General features: G+C 64.3%; 18 protein-coding genes. 15 read left to right on the top strand and 3 right to left on the bottom strand.

Translation table 11 applies throughout. The annotated features are described in order from the left end of the window. The first annotated feature begins 13 nt into the window (after window positions 1–13). Window positions 14–520 (top strand): SCO family protein, encoded by a 507-nt coding sequence (locus tag KO490_RS14545; protein ID WP_216020102.1) that lies wholly within the window; start codon window positions 14–16, stop codon window positions 518–520. Beyond that, entirely contained in the window at window positions 508–1,305 is a 798-nt protein-coding gene (locus KO490_RS14540; protein ID WP_303463351.1) for a c-type cytochrome, read from the top strand. Before KO490_RS14545 ends, KO490_RS14540 begins: the two co-directional genes overlap by 13 nt. Before the next feature lie 180 nt (window positions 1,306–1,485). On the opposite strand, the gene KO490_RS14535 is transcribed toward KO490_RS14540, so the two are convergent. Beyond that, the gene (locus KO490_RS14535) at window positions 1,486–2,082 is read right to left on the bottom strand and encodes a TetR/AcrR family transcriptional regulator (protein ID WP_303463352.1); all 597 of its coding nucleotides are present in this window, start codon (window positions 2,080–2,082) and stop codon (window positions 1,486–1,488) included. A gap of 97 nt (window positions 2,083–2,179) precedes the next feature. On the opposite strand from KO490_RS14535, the gene KO490_RS14530 reads away from it, so the two are divergent. Beyond that, entirely contained in the window at window positions 2,180–3,388 is a 1,209-nt protein-coding gene (locus KO490_RS14530) for a multidrug effflux MFS transporter (RefSeq protein WP_216020100.1), read from the top strand. Window positions 3,389–3,433: 45 nt separating this feature from the next. On the opposite strand, the gene KO490_RS14525 is transcribed toward KO490_RS14530, so the two are convergent. Next, complete coding sequence (locus KO490_RS14525; protein WP_216020099.1) at window positions 3,434–4,738, bottom strand: MFS transporter; 1,305 nt, start codon at window positions 4,736–4,738, stop codon at window positions 3,434–3,436. Window positions 4,739–4,885: 147 nt separating this feature from the next. After that, window positions 4,886–5,857, bottom strand: coding sequence for a siderophore-interacting protein (locus KO490_RS14520; RefSeq protein WP_216020098.1), 972 nt, complete (start codon window positions 5,855–5,857; stop codon window positions 4,886–4,888). A gap of 195 nt (window positions 5,858–6,052) precedes the next feature. On the opposite strand from KO490_RS14520, the gene KO490_RS14515 reads away from it, so the two are divergent. The 12 genes from KO490_RS14515 (at window position 6,053) to KO490_RS14460 (ending at window position 19,305) form a co-directional block, all read left to right on the top strand. Next, window positions 6,053–8,110 carry a TonB-dependent siderophore receptor gene (locus KO490_RS14515; protein WP_216020097.1) on the top strand — a complete coding sequence of 686 codons (2,058 nt, stop codon included), beginning with the start codon at window positions 6,053–6,055 and terminating at the stop codon, window positions 8,108–8,110. Beyond that, entirely contained in the window at window positions 8,110–9,300 is a 1,191-nt protein-coding gene (locus tag KO490_RS14510; protein ID WP_216020096.1) for an MFS transporter, read from the top strand. Before KO490_RS14515 ends, KO490_RS14510 begins: the two co-directional genes overlap by 1 nt. 123 nt (window positions 9,301–9,423) lie before the next feature. Beyond that, window positions 9,424–9,879, top strand: a complete 456-nt coding sequence (locus KO490_RS14505) for a molybdopterin-dependent oxidoreductase (protein WP_252727191.1) — start codon at window positions 9,424–9,426, stop codon at window positions 9,877–9,879. A gap of 109 nt (window positions 9,880–9,988) precedes the next feature. Next, window positions 9,989–11,206 carry a PP2C family protein-serine/threonine phosphatase gene (locus KO490_RS16690; protein WP_303463269.1) on the top strand — a complete coding sequence of 406 codons (1,218 nt, stop codon included), beginning with the start codon at window positions 9,989–9,991 and terminating at the stop codon, window positions 11,204–11,206. After that, window positions 11,203–11,550 (top strand): STAS domain-containing protein, encoded by a 348-nt coding sequence (locus KO490_RS14495; protein WP_216020094.1) that lies wholly within the window; start codon window positions 11,203–11,205, stop codon window positions 11,548–11,550. Before KO490_RS16690 ends, KO490_RS14495 begins: the two co-directional genes overlap by 4 nt. Beyond that, the gene (locus KO490_RS14490; RefSeq protein ID WP_252727216.1) at window positions 11,550–11,966 is read left to right on the top strand and encodes an ATP-binding protein; all 417 of its coding nucleotides are present in this window, start codon (window positions 11,550–11,552) and stop codon (window positions 11,964–11,966) included. Before KO490_RS14495 ends, KO490_RS14490 begins: the two co-directional genes overlap by 1 nt. After that, window positions 11,963–12,436: an Hpt domain-containing protein gene (locus tag KO490_RS14485; RefSeq protein WP_216020092.1), complete on the top strand. Its 474-nt coding sequence runs from the start codon at window positions 11,963–11,965 to the stop codon at window positions 12,434–12,436. The genes KO490_RS14490 and KO490_RS14485 overlap by 4 nt, the downstream gene beginning before the upstream one ends. A gap of 1 nt (window position 12,437) precedes the next feature. Then, a complete protein-coding gene (locus tag KO490_RS14480) occupies window positions 12,438–14,168 on the top strand; it encodes a DUF3131 domain-containing protein (RefSeq protein ID WP_252727190.1) in 1,731 nt (576 codons plus the stop codon). Then, a complete protein-coding gene (locus KO490_RS14475) occupies window positions 14,165–15,307 on the top strand; it encodes an acyltransferase (RefSeq protein WP_216020091.1) in 1,143 nt (380 codons plus the stop codon). Before KO490_RS14480 ends, KO490_RS14475 begins: the two co-directional genes overlap by 4 nt. Before the next feature lie 7 nt (window positions 15,308–15,314). Continuing rightward, window positions 15,315–17,141 carry a glycosyltransferase gene (locus KO490_RS14470; RefSeq protein WP_252727189.1) on the top strand — a complete coding sequence of 609 codons (1,827 nt, stop codon included), beginning with the start codon at window positions 15,315–15,317 and terminating at the stop codon, window positions 17,139–17,141. Next, the gene (locus KO490_RS14465) at window positions 17,138–18,463 is read left to right on the top strand and encodes a DUF3131 domain-containing protein (RefSeq protein WP_216020090.1); all 1,326 of its coding nucleotides are present in this window, start codon (window positions 17,138–17,140) and stop codon (window positions 18,461–18,463) included. The genes KO490_RS14470 and KO490_RS14465 overlap by 4 nt, the downstream gene beginning before the upstream one ends. Beyond that, entirely contained in the window at window positions 18,460–19,305 is an 846-nt protein-coding gene (locus tag KO490_RS14460) for a peptidoglycan-binding protein (protein WP_216020089.1), read from the top strand. Before KO490_RS14465 ends, KO490_RS14460 begins: the two co-directional genes overlap by 4 nt. The last annotated feature ends 64 nt before the right edge of the window (window positions 19,306–19,369 follow it).

Below are 19,369 nucleotides of genomic sequence, written 5' to 3'. Positions count from 1 at the left end.
CCATGACCATCGAATGACCGATATGACCGCCGGCATCGAACGGTTGAGCCTGCCGAATTTTCCGGTCACCAGTTCCGAAGGCGTGACGGCCGGGTTGCGGGACATGCTGCCCCATGACGCTCCGCTGATCCTCAGCTTTACCTATACAGGCTGTGAATCGCTTTGCGCGGTGACCAACGCCATCCTTCTGGGCGTCGAAGACGACCTTCTGCGTGCGAATGCAGATGAGGTCGTCATCGCGACGATCTCCATCGACCCGGCCAATGATACGCCCGAACAGCTGCGGACCGCCAAGGCCCAGATCGGCGCCGGTGAAGGCTGGCTGTGGCTGACGGGCGGCACAAGCGGGACGAAGCCGATCCTCGACACGCTTCGGTTTCCGCCCGGCGCGATCGAGGATCACGACCCGATCTTTCTGATCGGCAGACCCTGTTCGGGTCGTTTCACGCGGGTCGTGGGCCTGGCCGATCCGCAGGATCTGGTGTCCTTCACGCGCGATCTGCCGGAATGCGAAGCCTGATCGCGGCCTGTCTGATCGTCGCGGCGCCCGCATTGGCCCAGACGGAGCCGGGACAGGCACTGTTCCTGCAGGGCGAAGGGGCCAGCGCCGTCCTGTTCGGGGGGCTGCGAATGTCGGGCCAACAGATCGCCTGTGCCGGGTGCCACGGCGCAGATGCCCGGGGCGACGCCGAAGGTGCGACCGTCTTTCCGCCCATCGACTGGGCCAGCCTCCGCCGCGGGGATCGTGCGGGCGGTCCTTATGATCGGGCTGCTTTCGCCGCGGCCTTGCGCGACGGTCTGGCACCGGATGGCCGCCGTCTTGTGGATGCGATGCCGCGATATGAAATCACCGACGACGCCATCGACGGGTTGGTGAGGTTTCTGCAGGGCATCGATGCCGATCAGCGCCGGGGGGTCGGCCCGCGCAGCATCCATATCAGCGCCCGCGCAGGTGGGGACGCCCTGCGCGGGCTCAGCCTGGCCGTCGATCGTTTCAATCGCGATGGCGGCGCCTTTGGGCGTTCCCTCACCATGGGGCCGCGGGAAACCTCGCTGCTGGACGAAGAGGATCTGGGCCGGATCCTGGATCTTCGCCTTGAACGGGCCGGCATTAAGCCTGTCTTGCGCGCCGAGCTGTACCCATCACCTGCACGCGCGGACACCCACCCCCGAACCCTGCGCGCCTATTTTCACGGGCTTGTGCTGGGCCAGGCTCTGATCGAATGCGGGCGGGACGTGACGCGGCATTGCATCGAGGATCACGCTCGCAAACTGCGCCTGTCCATGTTCCTGGACCTCCCATGACGCGGACCGAGGGAAGGCGACCTGCAGCCGCCTGCCTTGCAGGCCCGCAAGGCGCGGGTGCCTGACGGGCGCGGCGGCACGACATCCCCCGGGGCACGGCCCCTCGACCAACCGAGGTGACCGCCACCCTTGGGCGCCCGAGCGCTGTCCGACGTGGCGATCTTCTGGCCGTTCGCGATGTCAGTTGCCGCTGGACATCTCGGTCCTGAAGACCTCGGCCACGACCTGACATGCGAAATCCGCATCCACCGGCTTGTCGTTCAGCAGCCGATACCAGAGCGCACCATGGATCAGCTGCGACAGCAGGTCCGCATCCCGCGCGGGGTCGAGCTGACCGGCGGCCTGCGCGCGGCGCAGCAGGTCGGTGACCATCGCCTCTCTCGGGGCCACGAATTTCTGGTGGAACGCGTTCCCGAATGACGGGTCCTGTTGGGCCGCGGCGATCAGGGCGCGCATTGTGTCGCCGTCGCGTTCCAGATGCGCGAAGATGCGTTGCAGGAAATCGGCCAGCAGCCTGGCATAAGGCAGATCGCGATCGTCCGTCGGCGGTGCGGCCTGTCGCGCGGTTTCCTCGAAGACCGCCTCCAGCACCAGTTCGGCCTTGGTGTCCCACCGATTATAGAGCGTCTGCCGCGCGACACCTGCCTCCTTCACGATGGCCGAGATCGAGACCTTCTCGTAGCCCTCCTCTCGGACAAGCCTCAGTGCTGCTGATCGCAACGCCTCGCCTGCCTCGGGATTGATCGGACGTCCGGCTTTTTTTGCAATATCTCCCACGCAGCCTCCCTTCTGCACGCCCCCGCTTGATAGATGGACGGCAGTCTATTATGTAAAGTAGATCCAAGTCCATTAATACCAGAATAGCGGAATGAACATGCAAATCAAACCACCTTCGGCGCGGCGGGCGGCCGCCATAACAGGGACCCTCGGGCTGCTCTCTCTCTTTCCACCGCTTGCCACGGACATGTACCTGTCGGCGATGGGCGATCTGGCGCAGTCGATGGGCACGGATCACACGGCGGCGGAATTCTCGCTCTCGATCTTCTTTCTTGGGCTGTGCGTCGGGCAATTGCTGATCGGTCCGGCCAGTGACGGCTTCGGCCGCAAACTGCCCCTGATCTTCGGAACGACGCTGTTCGTTGCCACCTCGATCGCGCTGCCGCTGATGAACGACATCACGGTGTTCAACACCTTGCGGTTCTTCCAGGCCATCGGGGCCAGCGCAGGGATGGTCGTGGGCCGCGCGGTGGTCAAGGACCTCTATCACGGGCAGAAGGCGGCGCAGGTGATGACCGTGCTGGTGATGCTGCTGACCGTCGGGCCGATCGTGTCGCCCACGCTCGGCAGCCTGCTGCTCGAGGCGTTCGGCTGGCGTTCGATCTTCGTGACCATGGCGGTGATCAGCGCGATCGCCCTTGTGCTGACGCTGGCGATCCTGCCCGAGACCCTTGCGCCCGAGGCCCGTCAGAAGCGGCCCTTCGTCGATGGCGCACGCGGTATCGCGATGCTGCTGCGGCGGCGCGGCTTCCTGGCGATGGCGCTGGTGGCGGCGCTGGTGCAATCGGGGATGTTCGCCTTCATCACCGGATCCTCGGCGGTGTTCCAGGGGGTGTTCGGGTTGGATACGGTCAGCTTCGGGCTGATGTTCGCACTGGTCGCGGCGGCGCTGGTGATCTTCGGGCGGGTGAACACGCTGCTGCTGCGCAGCTATCGTCCCGCGCAGATCGTTCGCGCAGGCCTGCCGGTCTTCATCGGGGCGGCGGCGATCCTGGCGGCGATCTCGGGGACGCATCAGCTGTGGCTGTTCATCCTGCCCTTGTGGATCGCGATCGGGATGGTGGGGCTTTTGTCGGCCAATGCGATGTCGATCGCGATGGACCTGGCGCCTGATGGCGCGGGTGTCGGTTCGGCGCTGCTGGGCGCGCTGCAATTCGCGATCGCCTTCGGGGTGTCGTCGCTGGTGGCGGTGGGGGACAGCAGCACGGCCCTGCCAATGAGCCTGGGGCTGTTGCTGCCATCCCTGGCCGCCGGGGCGCTGTTCTTCGCATCGCCCCGCGGATCGGCCCAGCCCGTTACGGGCTGAAGGGCCTGCGCCCTGCCGGAGTGTTCCGGCAGGGCGCGTCGATGATCAGACCTCGTTGCGGCCCGAGGCGAGGATGCAGAGCAGCGAGATGATCGCCGCCACGAGCACGTAATACCCCACATACCCCATACCGTAATTCGCCTGCAGCCAGGTCGCGATATAGGGGGCCAGCGATGCGCCCACGATGCCCGCGAAGTTGAAGGCCAGCGACGAACCCGTGTAGCGCACATGGGTCGGGAAGGGGGCGGCCAGCGCCGCGCCGATGACGCCATAGGTGATGCCCATCAGCGCCATGGCGATGGTGACGAAGGCGAAGACGCCCGAACGGCTGCCGCTGAGCAGCGGGTCCAGCGCGAACGAGAACGCCCCGATCAGGATGGTCACCAGGATCAGCAGGTTCCGGCGGCTCCAGCGATCCGCGACCTTGCCCGCCACCGGGATCAGCGCGCCGAAGACGATGGCGCCCCAGACCTGCACCTCCAGCGCCTCGGGCAGGGTCATCTCCAGCACCTTGACGTTGTAGGACAGAAGATAGGCCGAGCCGATATAGAACAGCACGAAGGTCGCCAGCGCCACGAAGGTGCCCAGGAACAGGCTGCGCTTGTGGTTGCGGAACACCTCGACGAAGGGCACGGACACGCGGTCATGGCTGTCGATGGCCTTCTGGAAGGCCTTCGTTTCCGCCAGCGACAGGCGGACCCACAGACCGACGGCGATCAGCACGATCGAGAAGAGGAACGGCACGCGCCAGCCCCATGCCAGCAGATCCTCGCGCGACATGAAGGTCAGCAGCAGCAGGAACATCCCCGAGGACAGGAACAGCCCGACCGGTGCGCCCAGCTGCGGGAACATGCCGTACCAGCTGCGCTTGCCCGGAGGGGCGTTCTCGGTCGCGATCAGCACCGCGCCGCCCCATTCGCCGCCGAGGCCGAAGCCCTGCCCGAACCGGCACAGTGCCAGCAGCAGGGGGGCCATGACGCCGATCTGGCTGTAGGTCGGCAGGATGCCGATGATCACGGTCGAGATGCCCATGGTCAGCAGCGCCGCGACCAGCGTGGCCTTGCGGCCGACACGGTCGCCGAAATGGCCGAAGACCACCGCGCCCAGGGGCCGTGCAAAGAAGGCGATCGAGAAGGTCGCGAAGGACGCCAGCAGGGCCGTCGTCGGATCCTCGCCCGGGAAGAACAGCGCGGGGAAGACCAGCACGGCAGCCGTGGCATAGACGTAGAAATCGAAGAACTCGATCGTCGTGCCGATCAGGCTTGCCAGCAGGACCCTGCTTGGCTTGTTCAAGGGTGTCGAGGCTGCCGATGGCTCGGCCATGCCCCCGGTCGAGGAAGCGTCGGTCATGTCATTCGTCCAAGGTTATGCGGCGGGCATCGCTGCCCGCTATCGGGCCCTTGCCCTAGCGGAACAAAACTGCGCCAGAAACCGCCTGAACGAAATTTTAGGCGATTGCATGGCAGGGTTTCGTTCAATGCATGACTTGGGGTCCGGTCAGGACCAGTATGCGGCGATCATCATGTCGCGCTTGGCATGGCCCCGCGCGATCAGCGCCTTGCGAGCAAACTTGGATTCGTCGGCGCTGGCCGCGAACCAGACGTGATCTTCGGGGGCGATGTCGGTATCCGCAACGGCCCAGACCAGATCGTCGGCCGAATGCACGCGGGCATCCTGCGCCAGATCGCCCAGGTCCGCGACCGACGCGCGGATCGTCGCGGTGACCGCGCCCGGCGCCTCGGCCAGAATGCGGCGCATGGCGGGCAGGGCGGTTTCATCCCCGAACAGATGCACGCGCGGCGCGGTCGGGCAGGTCCCGCCGCCCGGGCCCATGATGCCAACTGTCATGCCAAGGGCACGGTCGGCAGCCCAGTCGCAGGTAGGGCTGCCCGCATGGCGGAAGATGTCGAAATCCAGCCAGCCCGGACCATAGGCCGCCACGGTATAGACCGCGCGATGCAGCGCATCTGCCCCCTCGGGCCAGCCGACCCGCCCCGTGGGCTGCACGCGCGGCCAGATGGCCGTGCGCCCCGCCGGGGGGAGCAGCAGGCGGAAATGCATTCCCCCTTCGGTAAAGCGCGCGGTATCTTCGCCCGTCAGGCGCACCCGGATGAAGCCGGGCGTCAGGTCGTGGACCGATGCGACGCGCATCAACGACAATCCGGGGGCAAGCGCGCCGGCATCGACGTGATCCCAGGCGACCTGCAGCCCGACCTCGGCGAAGATCTCGGTCGCACTGTCGCGCAGGGTCCCGATCAGCCTTTCCTCGGGGGCGGCCAGATCGACCGACAGGCTGTCGCCATGGGGCGTCAGGCGCAGCTCGCAGCCCCAGACGGACATGGCCAGCTGTTCGGCATTCTCGGTCAGAGGCACGTCCCACGCGGCGGCGCGCGCCTTCAGTGCGGCCACCGCCGCCCCCGATGATTGCCCGATCAGCCCCGTGCTTCTGTAGCTGCGCAACTGTGCCATGCCTGCCCCCGATCTGCTTGCCTGTCTATTAGCATAGTATTTCTGTCGGGCAATTGACAATCCCGACAGATTCGATCAGCAAACGATCATCGACACTTGCCACGACAGCAATTCATGCAGCTTGCGATCCCCGTTTCGCAGGCCTTGCTTCGTGCATCCGAATGACGGCACCCGGAAAAAGACGGACATATCCCGATGAAAAGACCCCTGATCGCGTTCCTTCTGGCCAATGCGGCGACGCTTCCCGCGATGGCTCAGGATACCCCCTACATGCTGCCCGGCATCACGCTGGAGGCCGAAAGCAACACGACGCTGGTGCAGGACGGATATGTCGCGATCAGCGGGCGCCAGGCGACCCGCGTGGACACCCCGATCGCCAGGATCCCGCAATCGGTCTCTGTCATCACCCAGGATCAGGTCGAGGATCAGGCACCGCGCACCCTGAACGAGGCGCTTGGATACACGTCCGGGGCGAACCCAAACAATTACGGTTTCGACACGCGCTATGACGCATTCTTCCTCCGGGGCTTCCCGGCCTATTACAACGGCTATTTCCGCGACGGCCTGCGCCAGGTGAACGCACCCACGGCCTGGTTCAAGACCGAACCCTATGGCCTCGAAGGGGTGGCGGTGCTCAAGGGGCCGAACTCGTCGCTGTTCGGCGTCAGCGGTCCGGGCGGCGTGGTGAACCTTGTCACCAAGCGCCCCAAGGATACCGAATATGCCGAGATCCGCGCGACGACCGGCGGCAACGACCGTGCCGAGATCGCGGCCGACTTCTCGGGGCCGGTTTCCGAAGGCAGCGATTTCAGCTATCGCCTGACCACGCTCTATCGGGACAGCAACACCGATCTGGAAGGGTACAAGGACGACAAGCTCTATGTCGCGCCCGCCCTGACCTGGGACAACGGCACCACGCGCGCGACGATCCTTGCGGAATTCACCCGTTCGACGACGGGCGGCACGGCAGCCTTCTACAATTCGTCCTATGGCGTCGCCTCCGACATCTATAACGGCGATCCCGATTACAACGATTTCGATCAGGACCAGTGGCGCATCGGCTACGAGGTCGAACATGACCTGTCCGACGACCTGACCCTGCGCCAGAGCTTCCGCGCGGCCCGCGTGTCCTCGGACCTGGAATACAGCGGCTATTACGCGCTGGCCGGTTCGCTGAACCGCTACTGGGGCCATTACCGCGAAGAGATCGAGACCCAGACCCTGGACAGCGGCATCCGCTGGAGCGTCGCGACCGGCGCGTTCGATCACGAGGTGACGGCAGGCATCGACGTGTCGCGGTCCGATTACGACAGTTCCAGCACGTTGGGTTACGTCTCGGCGGCGCAGACGGCGGCTGCGGATCTGGACTTTGCCGGTTCGCAGGTGACGGAACAGGCGGGCATCTATGTCCATGACCAGATCGCATGGGACGCATGGCAGGCCTTCGTCAGCGCGCGTTGGGACCATGTCGATACGAAATCGACCGCATCCGACGGCAGCGTGACCGACCAGACCGATACCGGGCGTTCGGGGCGCGTCGCGCTCAGCTACGATTTCACCGGCGGCGTGATGGCCTATGGCAGCGTCTCGACCTCTTTCTCGCCCAATACCGGCTTCGTCTATGACGGTGCGGATGACGATGTGGGCCGCGCGGCCGAGGCCACGCAATCCACGCAGCGCGAGATCGGCGTGAAATACGCCCCCGAGGGCACGAACCTGCTGCTGTCGGCGGCGCTGTTCGATATCGATCAGCGCGATGGCGTGGTCCTGGACGCCTCGGGCGAGGTGAACCGCCAGCGGCAGCTGGACCTGAGCAGCCGCGGGATCGAGCTGGAGGCACAGGCCAACTGGGACAATGGCTGGGCGCTGATCGCCAGCTATGCCCACCAGGAGGTCGAGATCGACCAGGGCGCGACCGGCACCGATGGCAACGAGCTTTCGGGGACGCCGAACGACACGCTGTCGATCTGGGCGAAATACGACGTGCAGGCCGGCCCGATGCAGGGCCTGGGTCTGGGCGCGGGCCTGCGCTATGTCGGCGAAAGCTATGGGGATGACGAGAACAGCATCACCAATGACGACCGCACCTTCGTCGATCTGGCCGTCAGCTACGACCTGCCGCAGGCCGAGGGCGTGCAGATGCAGCTGAACGTCAAGAACGTCTTCGACCTCGAGAAGCAGACCTGCACTGCAGGCTATTGCTACAATGACGAAGGCCGCACCTGGACGGCCAGCATCAGCCGCAGGTTCTGATGCTTCGGGCAGGAAATCTGACGGTTCTGTCAGGGCTTTGGGCGGCATATGTCGCCCAGAGCGTCATCGGCGGCCTGACCTGGGGCGGGCTGCCTGCCGTGTTGCGCGACCAGGGGTTGCCGCTGGACCGGATTGGCCTGCTGTCGCTGCTGATCGCGCCCTGGGCGCTCAAGTTCCTCTGGGCCCCGCAGGTCGAACGGTGGCGCATCAGGCCCGGCCGAAGGCCGCGCACCGCGACGATCCTGCTGGCGACCGGCATGGTCGCGGTGGGCGGACTGATCGCCACCGGCTGGCTGGGACTGGTGCCCCTGCTGCCGGTTCTGGCCTGCCTGATGCTGGTGGCGATGGCCACGGCCACCGCGGATATCGCGGTGGACGGACATGCGGTCGGCATCCTGTCGCAGGCGCAGCACGGTTGGGGCAATGCCGCACAGGTTGGCGGCGCCTATGTCGGCTCGGCGATCGGCGGGGGGCTTCTGCTGGTGCTGGTCGCGGCGATGGGCTGGACCGGCGCGGTCTGGACGCTGGCCCTGCTGGTCGCGTTGCTGCTGGGATGGTTCGCCCTGACCAGCCGCGATGCCCCGCCGGCCGAGGCCGTCATTGCCACGCCCAGCCTGCGCCGCGCCCTTGCGCGTCCGCGCATCAGGCAGGGAATGCTGTTGGCCGCGACCTTCGTTCTGGCGCAGAAATTCGCGATGGGCATGTTCGGTCCCTTCCTGATCGATCTGGGCCTGCCCCTGTCTTTCGTGGGTGCGCTGAGCGGTTTCGGAAGCCTGGTGCTGGGCCTGCTGGGCGCGCTTCTGGGCGGGTTCGTCGTACGCGGATACGGCATCCGAACGACGCTGCTGATCGCGCTTGCGGTGCAGTTCATGTGCCTCGGGGTGCTTGCCATCGGCGCGCAGGGCGGATTGCCGGTGCCGGTCCTTGCGGGAACCTGTCTGGTGTCGGGCAGCGCGCTTCTGTCCTTCGGATTTACCGCGCTTTATGCGCAATTCATGCGGTGGTCCGACCAGGCGCAGGGGGGCGTCGATTTCACGCTCTTCCAATGTCTCGATGGCGGGCTCAGCATGGTGATCGGAACCGTGGCGGGGCTTTTGGCCGAACGCGCGGGTTTCGCGACGCTGTTTTCCGTGGCTGCGGTATTGTGCATCGTCTCGGGCATATCGATGGTGGTCTGCCGCCGCGACTAACCTTTTGCACAGGGTTTTAGCCATAAGCGCGCTAACGAATTCCTGACGAATGGAGGATAGTATGCTGCAGATATACCCACCATCGAACGGAGCCCATTCGAGATGTTCAATCGCAAGACAATCATGGCTGCGATCGCAGTCGCCGGGATCGCGGCCGCTTCGCCTGCGCTTGCGGGCGATGTGCTGCTGACCGTGACGGCTGCGGGCGACCAGTTCGAATATGATCTGGACGCCCTGCAGGAACTGCCCAAGGTGGAATTCACCACTTCGACCATCTGGACCGAGGGTGAGAGCAGCTTTACCGGCGTCGCACTTTCGGTCCTGCTGGCCGAGGCCGGCATCGACAGCGGCAGCGTGATGGCCACCGCCATCAACGATTACGCCGTCGAGATCCCGGTGGACGAGATCGACGAGAACGCACCCATCATCGCCTATCTCCAGGACGGCGAGGTGATGTCCCCGCGCGACAAGGGTCCGCTCTGGGTGATCTATCCTTATGACGAGGATGAGAAATACCAGACCGAGACGGTCTATTCCCGCAGCATCTGGCAGCTTGATCGGATTATGGGGGCGAAATGACCCGCTGATGGGCGTTCTGCCCATTGGGAGCCTTGCGTTAGCCCTTTGGTTGTGTTTCTGACCTTTCGCATTAGGCTCTGATTGTAACGAGTCGGTGAGGGAGGTGCCTGTGGACGCCCGCCAGATCGCGATCAGCAAAGGTGACGAGGCGCTTGGACGCATTGTCATCGTGGCCGATGACGATGCCGTGCAGCGCATGTACACCTCGGCCATCCTGCGAAAGCTGGGCTTCGAACCGCTCGAGGCCGGTGACGGGGTCAGTGCGCTGGAACTTCTGCGCAACACTGCGGCACAGCTTCTGATCTGCGATCTGGATATGCCGCGAATGGACGGGCACGAGCTGGCCCGTCAGATCCGGGCCGACAATGCCGAGCGGTATGTCCACATCCTTATGGTCACGGGTCGCGACCAGCGTCGCGAACGCGAAAGGGCGCTCGAGTCCGGGGTCGACGACTTCATGGCCAAGCCCTTGGATACCGCCAGTCTGACCGCACGGGTCCGAAGCGTGACCCGGCTTCTGCGTCATGAACAGCTTTTGGCCGACCGAAACGCTGCCGTCGCCGCCGCGAAGGAACGCATCGAGGAAGATATCCGCGCCGCTGCCAACGCGCAGCGCAGACTTCTGCCGGAGCCGCATCGGACAACGGGGGGCTGCACCTTCCATTCGGCCTTTGTACCGTCGAACATCCTGTCGGGTGACATGTTCGCCTATTATGATCTGGGTGACGGGTTGACCGGCTTCTATGCCGCCGACGTCGCAGGGCACGGGGTCCATGCGTCGCTTCTGTCGGTCGCGCTCGGGCACCTGATGACGGCGGATTACTTCCGCAGCCAGATCAACGACGGCAGCGGCGTACCTGCACCGCACGCTCTGGTGGCGGCGCTGAACCGCCGGTTTCACGACCCGGACAGTCATGACTACTTCACCATGTTCTGCGGCGTGATCGACCGGGCTGCGGACCGGCTTCACTACTGCCAAGCAGGCTATCCCTCGCCGATCATCGTTTCGCGTGAGGGCGATCTTGATCACGTGGGCGACGGTGGTTTTCCAGTCGGCCTGATCGACACGATCACCTACGAGCAGGGTCAGACCGCATTCCCGCAAGGCCATTCGCTGATGCTGGTCTCGGATGGTGCACACGAGGCCGAAAATGCCGAAGGCCGGGCATTCGAGGATTCCCGCATCGCCGACTGTGTTCGTCGTGCCGCGCGCGAACCATCGCATATTCCGCAACGACTGGTTGCGGCCTTGACAGAATGGCGGGCTGGACGCCCACTGGATGACGATCTGAGCGTCCTTGTCTGCGAAAGGAGAAACGAACGATGATCAAGGCGCTGCCTGGAATAGGCGAGGGAATTTGCGTGATCGAACCCCGACTGGAGCGGCTTACAGCCGCCAATGCGACCGGGTTCCGCGATGAATTACTGGCCCTTCTTGAGAAGGGGGAGGACCGGTTGCTGGTCGACATGTCCGGCGTGGAGTTCGTGGATTCATCGGGGATCGGCGCCATGGTCGGTGTTCTCAAGCGCATCGGCAATCGCGGCGAAATTGCGATCTGCGGGCTGAGCGGCAGCGTGCAGAAGATGTTCGGGATTACCCGGATGGACCGGGTCTTCGCCGTCTATCGTGACCGTGACACCGCCATCGCTGCGATGAACGAGCGCGCGTGATGATCTACAGCGCCGATATCAAGCCGGATCAGGTCGAGATCGATCATGTCCTTCCCAAGCTGAGATTGGCGCTGTCACCCCTGCTGGATGCCGATCGGCTGGACTGCGTCGAGATCGTATTAGCCGAGGCGCTGACCAATGCGGTCAAGCATGCGCAGTCCAGCGGCACCCCCGAAGCGATCCATCTGACCGCCGGTCGCGAGGCCGATCACGTTTGGGTCGAGATCGTGGACGCCGGCAACCGGAGTCCGGGCGATCTCTATGACGATCTGGCGGCCCCGGATGAACTGGACCCGATGCAGGTGGACGGGCGCGGCCTGTCGCTGATCGCGGCGCTGGCCGATCATGTCGAATTCGAGCCCGCCGAAGGAAGTAACCGTCTGCGCCTGCGCTTCGATCAGGGGGGGCGGGCATGATCTGGGGAATTCTGGGACTGGCCGTGATCCTTGTGGCTGCGGCTTTTGTCCTTTGTGCCCGCAAGCCCATGGTCCCTGTCGAACGGCCAGCGCCTGCATTGCGCCACCTGGGGGAACTTCACGACCGGATCCGTGAACTGCAGTCCGAACTGGGCGAGAAGGTCGTACCCTCGCTTCTGCGGGCCGCGATCTCCGATCTGGACCGGCACCTTGGGGCGATGGCGGAACCGGAGACACCTGACGGCGGTGAACAGCGCCGGGCGATCCATTCCTTCATCGGCATTCTCGATACGGTCGGCTGTTCGTCGTTGGCAGAACGCTGCCGGGAACTGCAGGACCAACGCCGCGCGGGCGAGGCCGATCCCGAATTGCAATGCGACGTGCTGGAACAGGTAAGGCTTCTTCGCGCCGAACTGAAGGCTGCCGTCGATCGGATTGAAAGCGGCGATCAGCCGCCAACAGGAGGATAGGATGCAGCGTCTCGGAATTGCCGTCGTGGCAACCCTTCTGCTGGGGGCTCTCGTCATCGACGAAGGGACATTCCCGGCCCAGTCGCAGGAAAGCGATGCAGTGCCCGATCCGGTCACGAATCAGGCGGACCCGGCATTGCCGCTGTTTCCCGGCGACACGCCGATCGGCGACCTGCTGCCGCCGGCTCTGCGCGATCCGAACCGGCAATCGCGCCGCGATTTCCTGATGTCCCGCCCTGTCGAGGAGGGCGATCATTTCGGCCGCCATGGGGCGCTGACCGAACGCGAGATGGAGATGGCGCGCAGCGCCTGGCAGTATTTCGTGAACAGCTACCAGGAGGATACTGGCCTCGTGAACGCGGTCGGGTCCTATCCCTCGACCACTTTGTGGGACACGGCGTCCTATATCAGCGGTCTGGTTTCCGCCTACGAACTGGGGATCATCGACAAGCGTGAATTCGACCGCCGCGCGACCAAGCTGATTGGCACGCTGCGCAATCTTGACCTCTATCGCGGCGAGGCCCCGAACAAGGTCTACAACACCCAGACCGGCGAAAAGGTGAATTATGCCAACCAGCCTGGAGAGGTGGGCTTCTCGGTGCTGGACATGGGGCGGATGCTGGTCTGGCTGCGCATCCTCAAGGAACGCTATCCATATCTCGCGAACGGCGTGGACAACGTTCCGATGCGCTGGAACTACTGCAATATCGTGGCTGATGACGGGCGGCTGTTCGGTTCGATCGTGGGGGGCGACAACCAGACGCGCTATGTCCAGGAAGGCCGGCTGGGTTACGAGGAATATGCCGCCAAGGGCTTTGCGCTGTGGGGCTTCGACGTAGCCGGTGCGCTGGACCCGCATCCGCTGAAATATACCAACATCTACGACGTGGATGTGCCGTATGACGGGCGCGATCCGCGGGTGTTCCACAACCAGAACTATGTCCTGACCGAAAGCTATCTACTGGACGGGCTGGAGATGGGCTGGGACCTGCCGGTGCCCGACGCGGACGGTCCGGGCGTTGCATCGCAAGGATGGCGGGCGGAATTCGCCCATCGCATTTTCTTGGTACAGCAGCGCCGCTTCGAGGCGACGGGCATCATCACGGCCCGGTCCGAACATCAGGTCGAGGGAAAACCCTACTTCGTCTATGACTCGATCTTCGCGGACGGATACCCTTGGAACACGCTGGACCCGAGCGACGTCTATCAGCCCGACCGCGCTGCCGTGGCGTCCAAGGCGGCCTTAGGGATGTGGGCGCTGTGGGACGTGCCCTACACGGATCTTCTGTTCGAGACGGTGGCCGATCTGTCCGACCCCGAAGGAGGCTTTTACGAAGGCCTCTACGAGAACGGCAACGGCTACATTCCGCTGCGGACGGCCAACAACAATGGCATCATCCTCGCCTCGCTGCTCTACAAGGTGCAGGGGCCGATCATGCAGTTCAAGAACGACAATACCAGCTTCTGGGACATGGCTTATAGCGGTACGGATATCCGCGCGAACAAGTGCCTGCCCGAGAAGATGGTGGTGGAAGCGACCTGCTGCGCCTGCGCTGCAAGCGCCGAGATCCAGCCGACCGTTCCGTGGGACGAGTTCAAGTACTGCCGCCCGCTGGATCGCGAGAACGGCATCGCCGCTACCGATTGCCGCCCCGAGGAACAGGAGTTCGCCAAGCCTGAACCGCGCGTCGTTCTGCCTGCCGCCTGCCGCGCCGAATGGGCTTCGCCATGAACGCCAAGGGACGGATGATCTGGTTCGATGCCAACCGCGTCTGCGCGGCGGTGGGCGTCGTGCTGATCCACAGCACGACCGACTTCTCGGGGCGGCCCTTCCCTGACGCCACCGTGGGCGAACGCATCGTGCCGGTTTTCCTTCGCTCGCTCGGAGAGTTTTCGGGCTCGGAGATGTTCTTCTTCTTTTCGCTGTTCCTGATGGCGCTGAGGATCGACCGGCATCGCCCCAGCTATCGCAACGCGATCAGCGCGCAGGCCGAGCGGTTGCTGGTGCCCTTCGCCTTCTGGACCCTGTTTTACGGCTTGTTCCGGCTGATGAAGGCGCAGGCCTTCGGCTATGCGCCGCAATATCTGGAACAGATATCCGAGGTCGAGACCTGGGTGTCGTTCTTTCTGCTGGGCAAGTCGCAATATCACATGCACTTCCTGCCCACGCTGTTTGCGATCTTCCTGTTCTATCCGGTGATGCGGCTGGCCATGCGATACCCCATCCTGGGGGTCGGTCTCTTCGCCACGCTCGGCGCGATGGATCATGTCCAGAGCTTCTTCTGGACGCTGGATATCACGCCACTGACGCGGGACTACCTCGTGCGGATCACCAAGGTCTGGGGCTATGTTGGATACGGTTTCGCGGCATTCGCTCTTTACTCGCTCTGGCAAGAAGGGCTGCCGCGCGGAGAGTCCAAGCTCATCCGCAAGGGGGCGTTCTACTTTGCCTCGATCGCCTATATCGCGACGATGCCCTTCTTCGGATCGGCGCTGCTGACGGGGCAGTGGGGGATCAGGACGGGTTGGGATTACTACGGCCACTTCTTGATGCCGCTGTTCATGTTCTGCCTGTTCCTCGGACGCCAATATGCGGACTGGTCGCCCAGCTGGTCGCGAATGGCGAAATATACCTTCGGCATCTACCTCGTGCATCCGATGGTGATCGACATATTCGACGTGCTGGTCGTCAAGTCGGGCGCGGCCGCGATGCTGGCGCCCGCATGGCTGGTGATCCTGCGCTTTGCCGTCGTGCTGCCAGCAGCTTATGGCGTTGCCCGCGTGATCGAGAGAACGGCGCTTCTGGCTTGGACCATCGGTCTGGGTCCCGCGCCATGGAAGACCCGCGGAACCGTCGCGGGGCAGGGATGATCGACGCATGATGGACGACTATTTCCGCGCGTTCGAGGATCGCCGTCCCCCCGAGCCGCTTCCTTATTCCGCCGCGCGCGAGATGCTGTGGCAGTTCCTTGCCGTCATCACGCTGGTCGTGGGGGGCTGGTATGTAACCTGGCGTTGGGGCCATTCGCTGAATCACGAGGCGTTGTGGTTTGCCCTGCCACTGGTCTTGGCCGAGACCTGCGCCTATGTGGGGCTGGTTCTTTTTGTCTACAACCTGTGGCGCGACCAGCCGGTGACGCTGCCCGATGCGCCCGCGACCGTGGACCAGATCGATCCGGCCAGTCCCGATCCGGGGCGTCCTATTTCGGTCGATGTGCTGTTCGCGACTTATAACGAGGAACCCGAACTGGTCCGGCTGGGCATCGCCGATGCCAAAGCGCTGGATTATCCCCATCCGATCGACATCCGCATCCACGTGCTCGACGATGGCAGCCGCCCCGAGATGCGCGCCGTGGCCGAGCAGGAGGGGGTAGGTTACATCACGCGCGAAGGGAACGAGGGCTTCAAGGCCGGCAACCTGCGCAACGCGATGGAGCGGACCTCGGGCGATCTGATCCTGATCTGCGATGCCGATACGCGACCCTTCCCGACGATGTTGTCGCGGACCTCGGGGTATTTCCGCGATCCGAAGATGGCCTGGGTCCAGACGCCGCAATGGTTCTATGACCTGCCAGAGGGGCGCACCCTGCCGCAGGTGCTGGGGTCGCGCTTCGGGGAGCGGGGAGCACGCATCGGTCGGTCCATCCAGCGCGTCACCGGCGAGATGCGCTTCGGCGCAGACCCGTTCGTGAACGACCCGCAGATGTTCTACGACGTCATCCAGCGCCGTCGGAACCGTGTGAATGCCGCATTCTGCTGCGGCGCGGGGTCGATCCACCGCCGAGAGGCCGTAATGGAGGCCGCGCTGCGCAGCTTTGGCGAGGCGGTCGAACGCCGCGTCATCGCTGCCGAGGAAGAGATCACGCTCGAGAGCCGCGAACGCCGCGTCGCGCCCGAACTGCTCGAGGCGATCCGCACCGAGGCCGTCACTGCCGAGGTGCTGACGCCATATCGTTTTCACGTGTCCGAGGACATCTATACCTCGATCGTGCTTCATTCGGACCGCGAACGTGGCTGGAAATCCTGGCAGCACCCCTACGTCGAAAGCCGGATGCTGTCGCCGCAGGACCTGCTGACCTGGACAATACAGCGCTACAAATATGCAGGCGGCAGCTTGGACATCATGTTCAACGACAATTCGCTGTTCCGCAAAGGTCTGACCCTGCCGCAGCGCATGATGTATGGCGCGACCTTCTACAGCTATCTGGGTGCGATCTGGAACGTCATGTTCCTGTTCGCGCCCGCGATCTACCTGTTCACTGGCATCGCGCCAGTTTCGGCCTATTCCAACGACTTCTTCGTCCATGTGATCCCCTTCATGATCCTGCTGGAACTGGCCATGATGGTCGGGACATGGGGCATCGCAGGATATGCATCCAAGGCCAGCTACCTTGCCTTCTTCTCGGTCGGGCTGCGCGCGATCTGGGCGGTGGCGCGGGGTCGAAAGATCTCGTTCCCCGTCACGCCCAAGGACCGCCAGTCGGGCCGCTTCCTGAAGCTGGTGCGACCGCAGTTGGCCGTGCTGGCGATGACGGCGACCGGGGTTCTCTGGGGCTTCGCGATGCTAGCGGCGGGCGGGACCCCGCATACCCTGACCGGCGTGGTGACGAACGCACTGTGGGGATTGAACAATTGCGTGGCCATGGCGGGCATCATTGCCGCCGCCCTCTGGCAGCCACCCGAGACCGAGGAGTCCGCGGCATGAGCTTTCGTGATAACCTGTCCCGAGCGCGGGGGCATATCGTCATGATCCTTGCACTGATTCTGGGCCTGTTGCTTGTCATGTGGTTGGAAACCCTCGGCGAGCCCGAGCCGATTGCAGGGAACGGACCCGACGTGATGCAGCCCTTCCTCGATCTCGAACCGCTGCCTCTTGCCATCCGGGGCGAGAGTAGCGAGCGCGATCTGGAGCATGCGGAGATCGCCTGGACCTATTTTCGGAACAACGTGAACGACAAGACGGGGCTGGCCAACTCGGTCCACAACTATCCCTCGACCACCATGTGGGAAACGGGGTCCTATCTCGTGGCTATCCTGTCTGCCGAACGGCTTGGTCTGATCGAGGACGCCGAGGCGCAGGACCGCATCGCCCGCGTGCTGAACAGCCTGTCGAAGCTGCGTCTGTTCCAGGACCTGCTGCCGAACAAGGCCTATCATACCGGGACGCTGCAGCTCGTGAACTATGCCAACCAGCCGGTGGAGCTTGGCTTGGGATGGTCGGCGCTGGACATCGCGCGGATCGTGGGTACCCTCGGGCTGGTCGAACGCAACCACCCCGATCTTGCGCCAGAGGTCGAGGCGCTGCTCGGCCGCTGGCGGCTGGACCGGATGGTGAAGGACGGCGAGCTGATCGGTACCAATGTCACCAATGACGATATCCGCGAGAACCAGGAGGGGCGCGTCGGCTACGAACAATATGCGGCCAAGGCCATGATGTCCTTTGGTTTCGATGTCTATCGCGCCTATGACGTGGCGGGCGATCTGATGGTAAAGCAGGTCGAGGGGCATCCCATTCCCGTCGATACCCGGCTGCACCGAGCGTCCACCCCCGCCTTCGTGGTCAGCGAGCCCTATCTGTTCGATGGGCTTGAATTCGGTTTCGACGACCGCTCCAGACGCTTCGCTACCGCCATTTATCGCGCGCAGGAGGCCCGTCATGCCGATACGGGCAAGCTGACGGCCGTGACTGAAAGTCACCTGAGCGAGGCGCCATATTTCGCATATTCCACGATCTGGGGCGGTGGAGCGCCCTGGGCCGTGATGACCTTTCAAGGCGAACGCATCGACAGCCGCCGCACCATGGCCACCAAGGCGGCCTTCGGTTGGGACGCGCTGTTCGGCACGGAATACACCGCGCAACTGGTCGATGCGGTCGAGGGCTTTGCCGATCCTGAAAAGGGCTGGCCCGAAGGCATCTACGAGGAAACGGGAGAAGTGAACGGCTCGACCACGGCGAACACCAATGCGGTCGTGCTTGCCGCGCTGGCCTTCAAGGCGACTGGTCCACTGACGAGGGTCGCCCCATGAAGCATGCGCTGGTCATCCTGCTGATAAGTGCGGGGGCCGCGCAGGCAGTCCCTTGCGTGGGCGCGAATTTCGACACCCCGCTGCCCGGTGCGCAGAATGTCGAGCGCCGCAGTTCGGACGTGCCGACCGCCCGCTATCCCGGGATCTGGCAGGAAGGGCGCGTGGCGGGCTTCGCCTATCAGTTGGCCAGCGATTATTCCGGGCTGCTCTCGGACAGCCTGACCGCACCCAGTTGGCAGATCGCCATCGAATGCGGCGCTGCGGGTGGCTGCACCCGCCAGACAGCGGACGCGCCCGAAGGGGCAATCCCCGTGGCCGACGCGCTGGAACGGTGCCTGACGGGCCAGCCAGTCTCGGCACAGGATTTCATGCGCCCCACGCCGGCGCAGGTGGCGGGGCTGCCGGCCGATGCAGGCGTCACCGACCCAGATCGGGCCATCGATTCCGTGGCAGGCATCGCGACAGCTGCAGGGATCGTGCAAAGCAATGATGTTCCCGCAAAGGCAGCCCCCGTCGCCCCGACCAAGGTCGACCGCCCGGCAGCCATCGATGAGAACCAGGAAGCACAATCGGACGGCCCCATCGCCGAAAACCTCGTCGATCTGGGCCCCTCGCTGCAGCCAGATCGCGAATGCGGGTTGCAAACGATCATAGCGGGCACCTCGACCGTCCAGACCCTCCAGCGGCTTCTGATCGCAGCGGGTGAGGATCCGGGACCGGATGACGGCGTGATGGGCGGGCGGACGCGTAAGGCGATCGAAGCCGCGCTTGGTCCTGAAGGACCGGCCATGTCGATCGAGGGCGCGATCCGGGCGCTGAACGGCAAGATGTGTCAGGAGTGACGGTGTGGGGACCTGCGGACATGGCTGGGGCAGGGCGCTGGTCGCGCTGATGGCCATGTCGGTC

Origin of the sequence: Paracoccus sp. C2R09, assembly GCF_018860625.1 — a bacterium.
In the GTDB taxonomy this organism is placed as follows: Bacteria; Pseudomonadota; Alphaproteobacteria; order Rhodobacterales; family Rhodobacteraceae; genus Paracoccus.
This window is presented reverse-complemented; position numbering and strand designations above follow the sequence as displayed.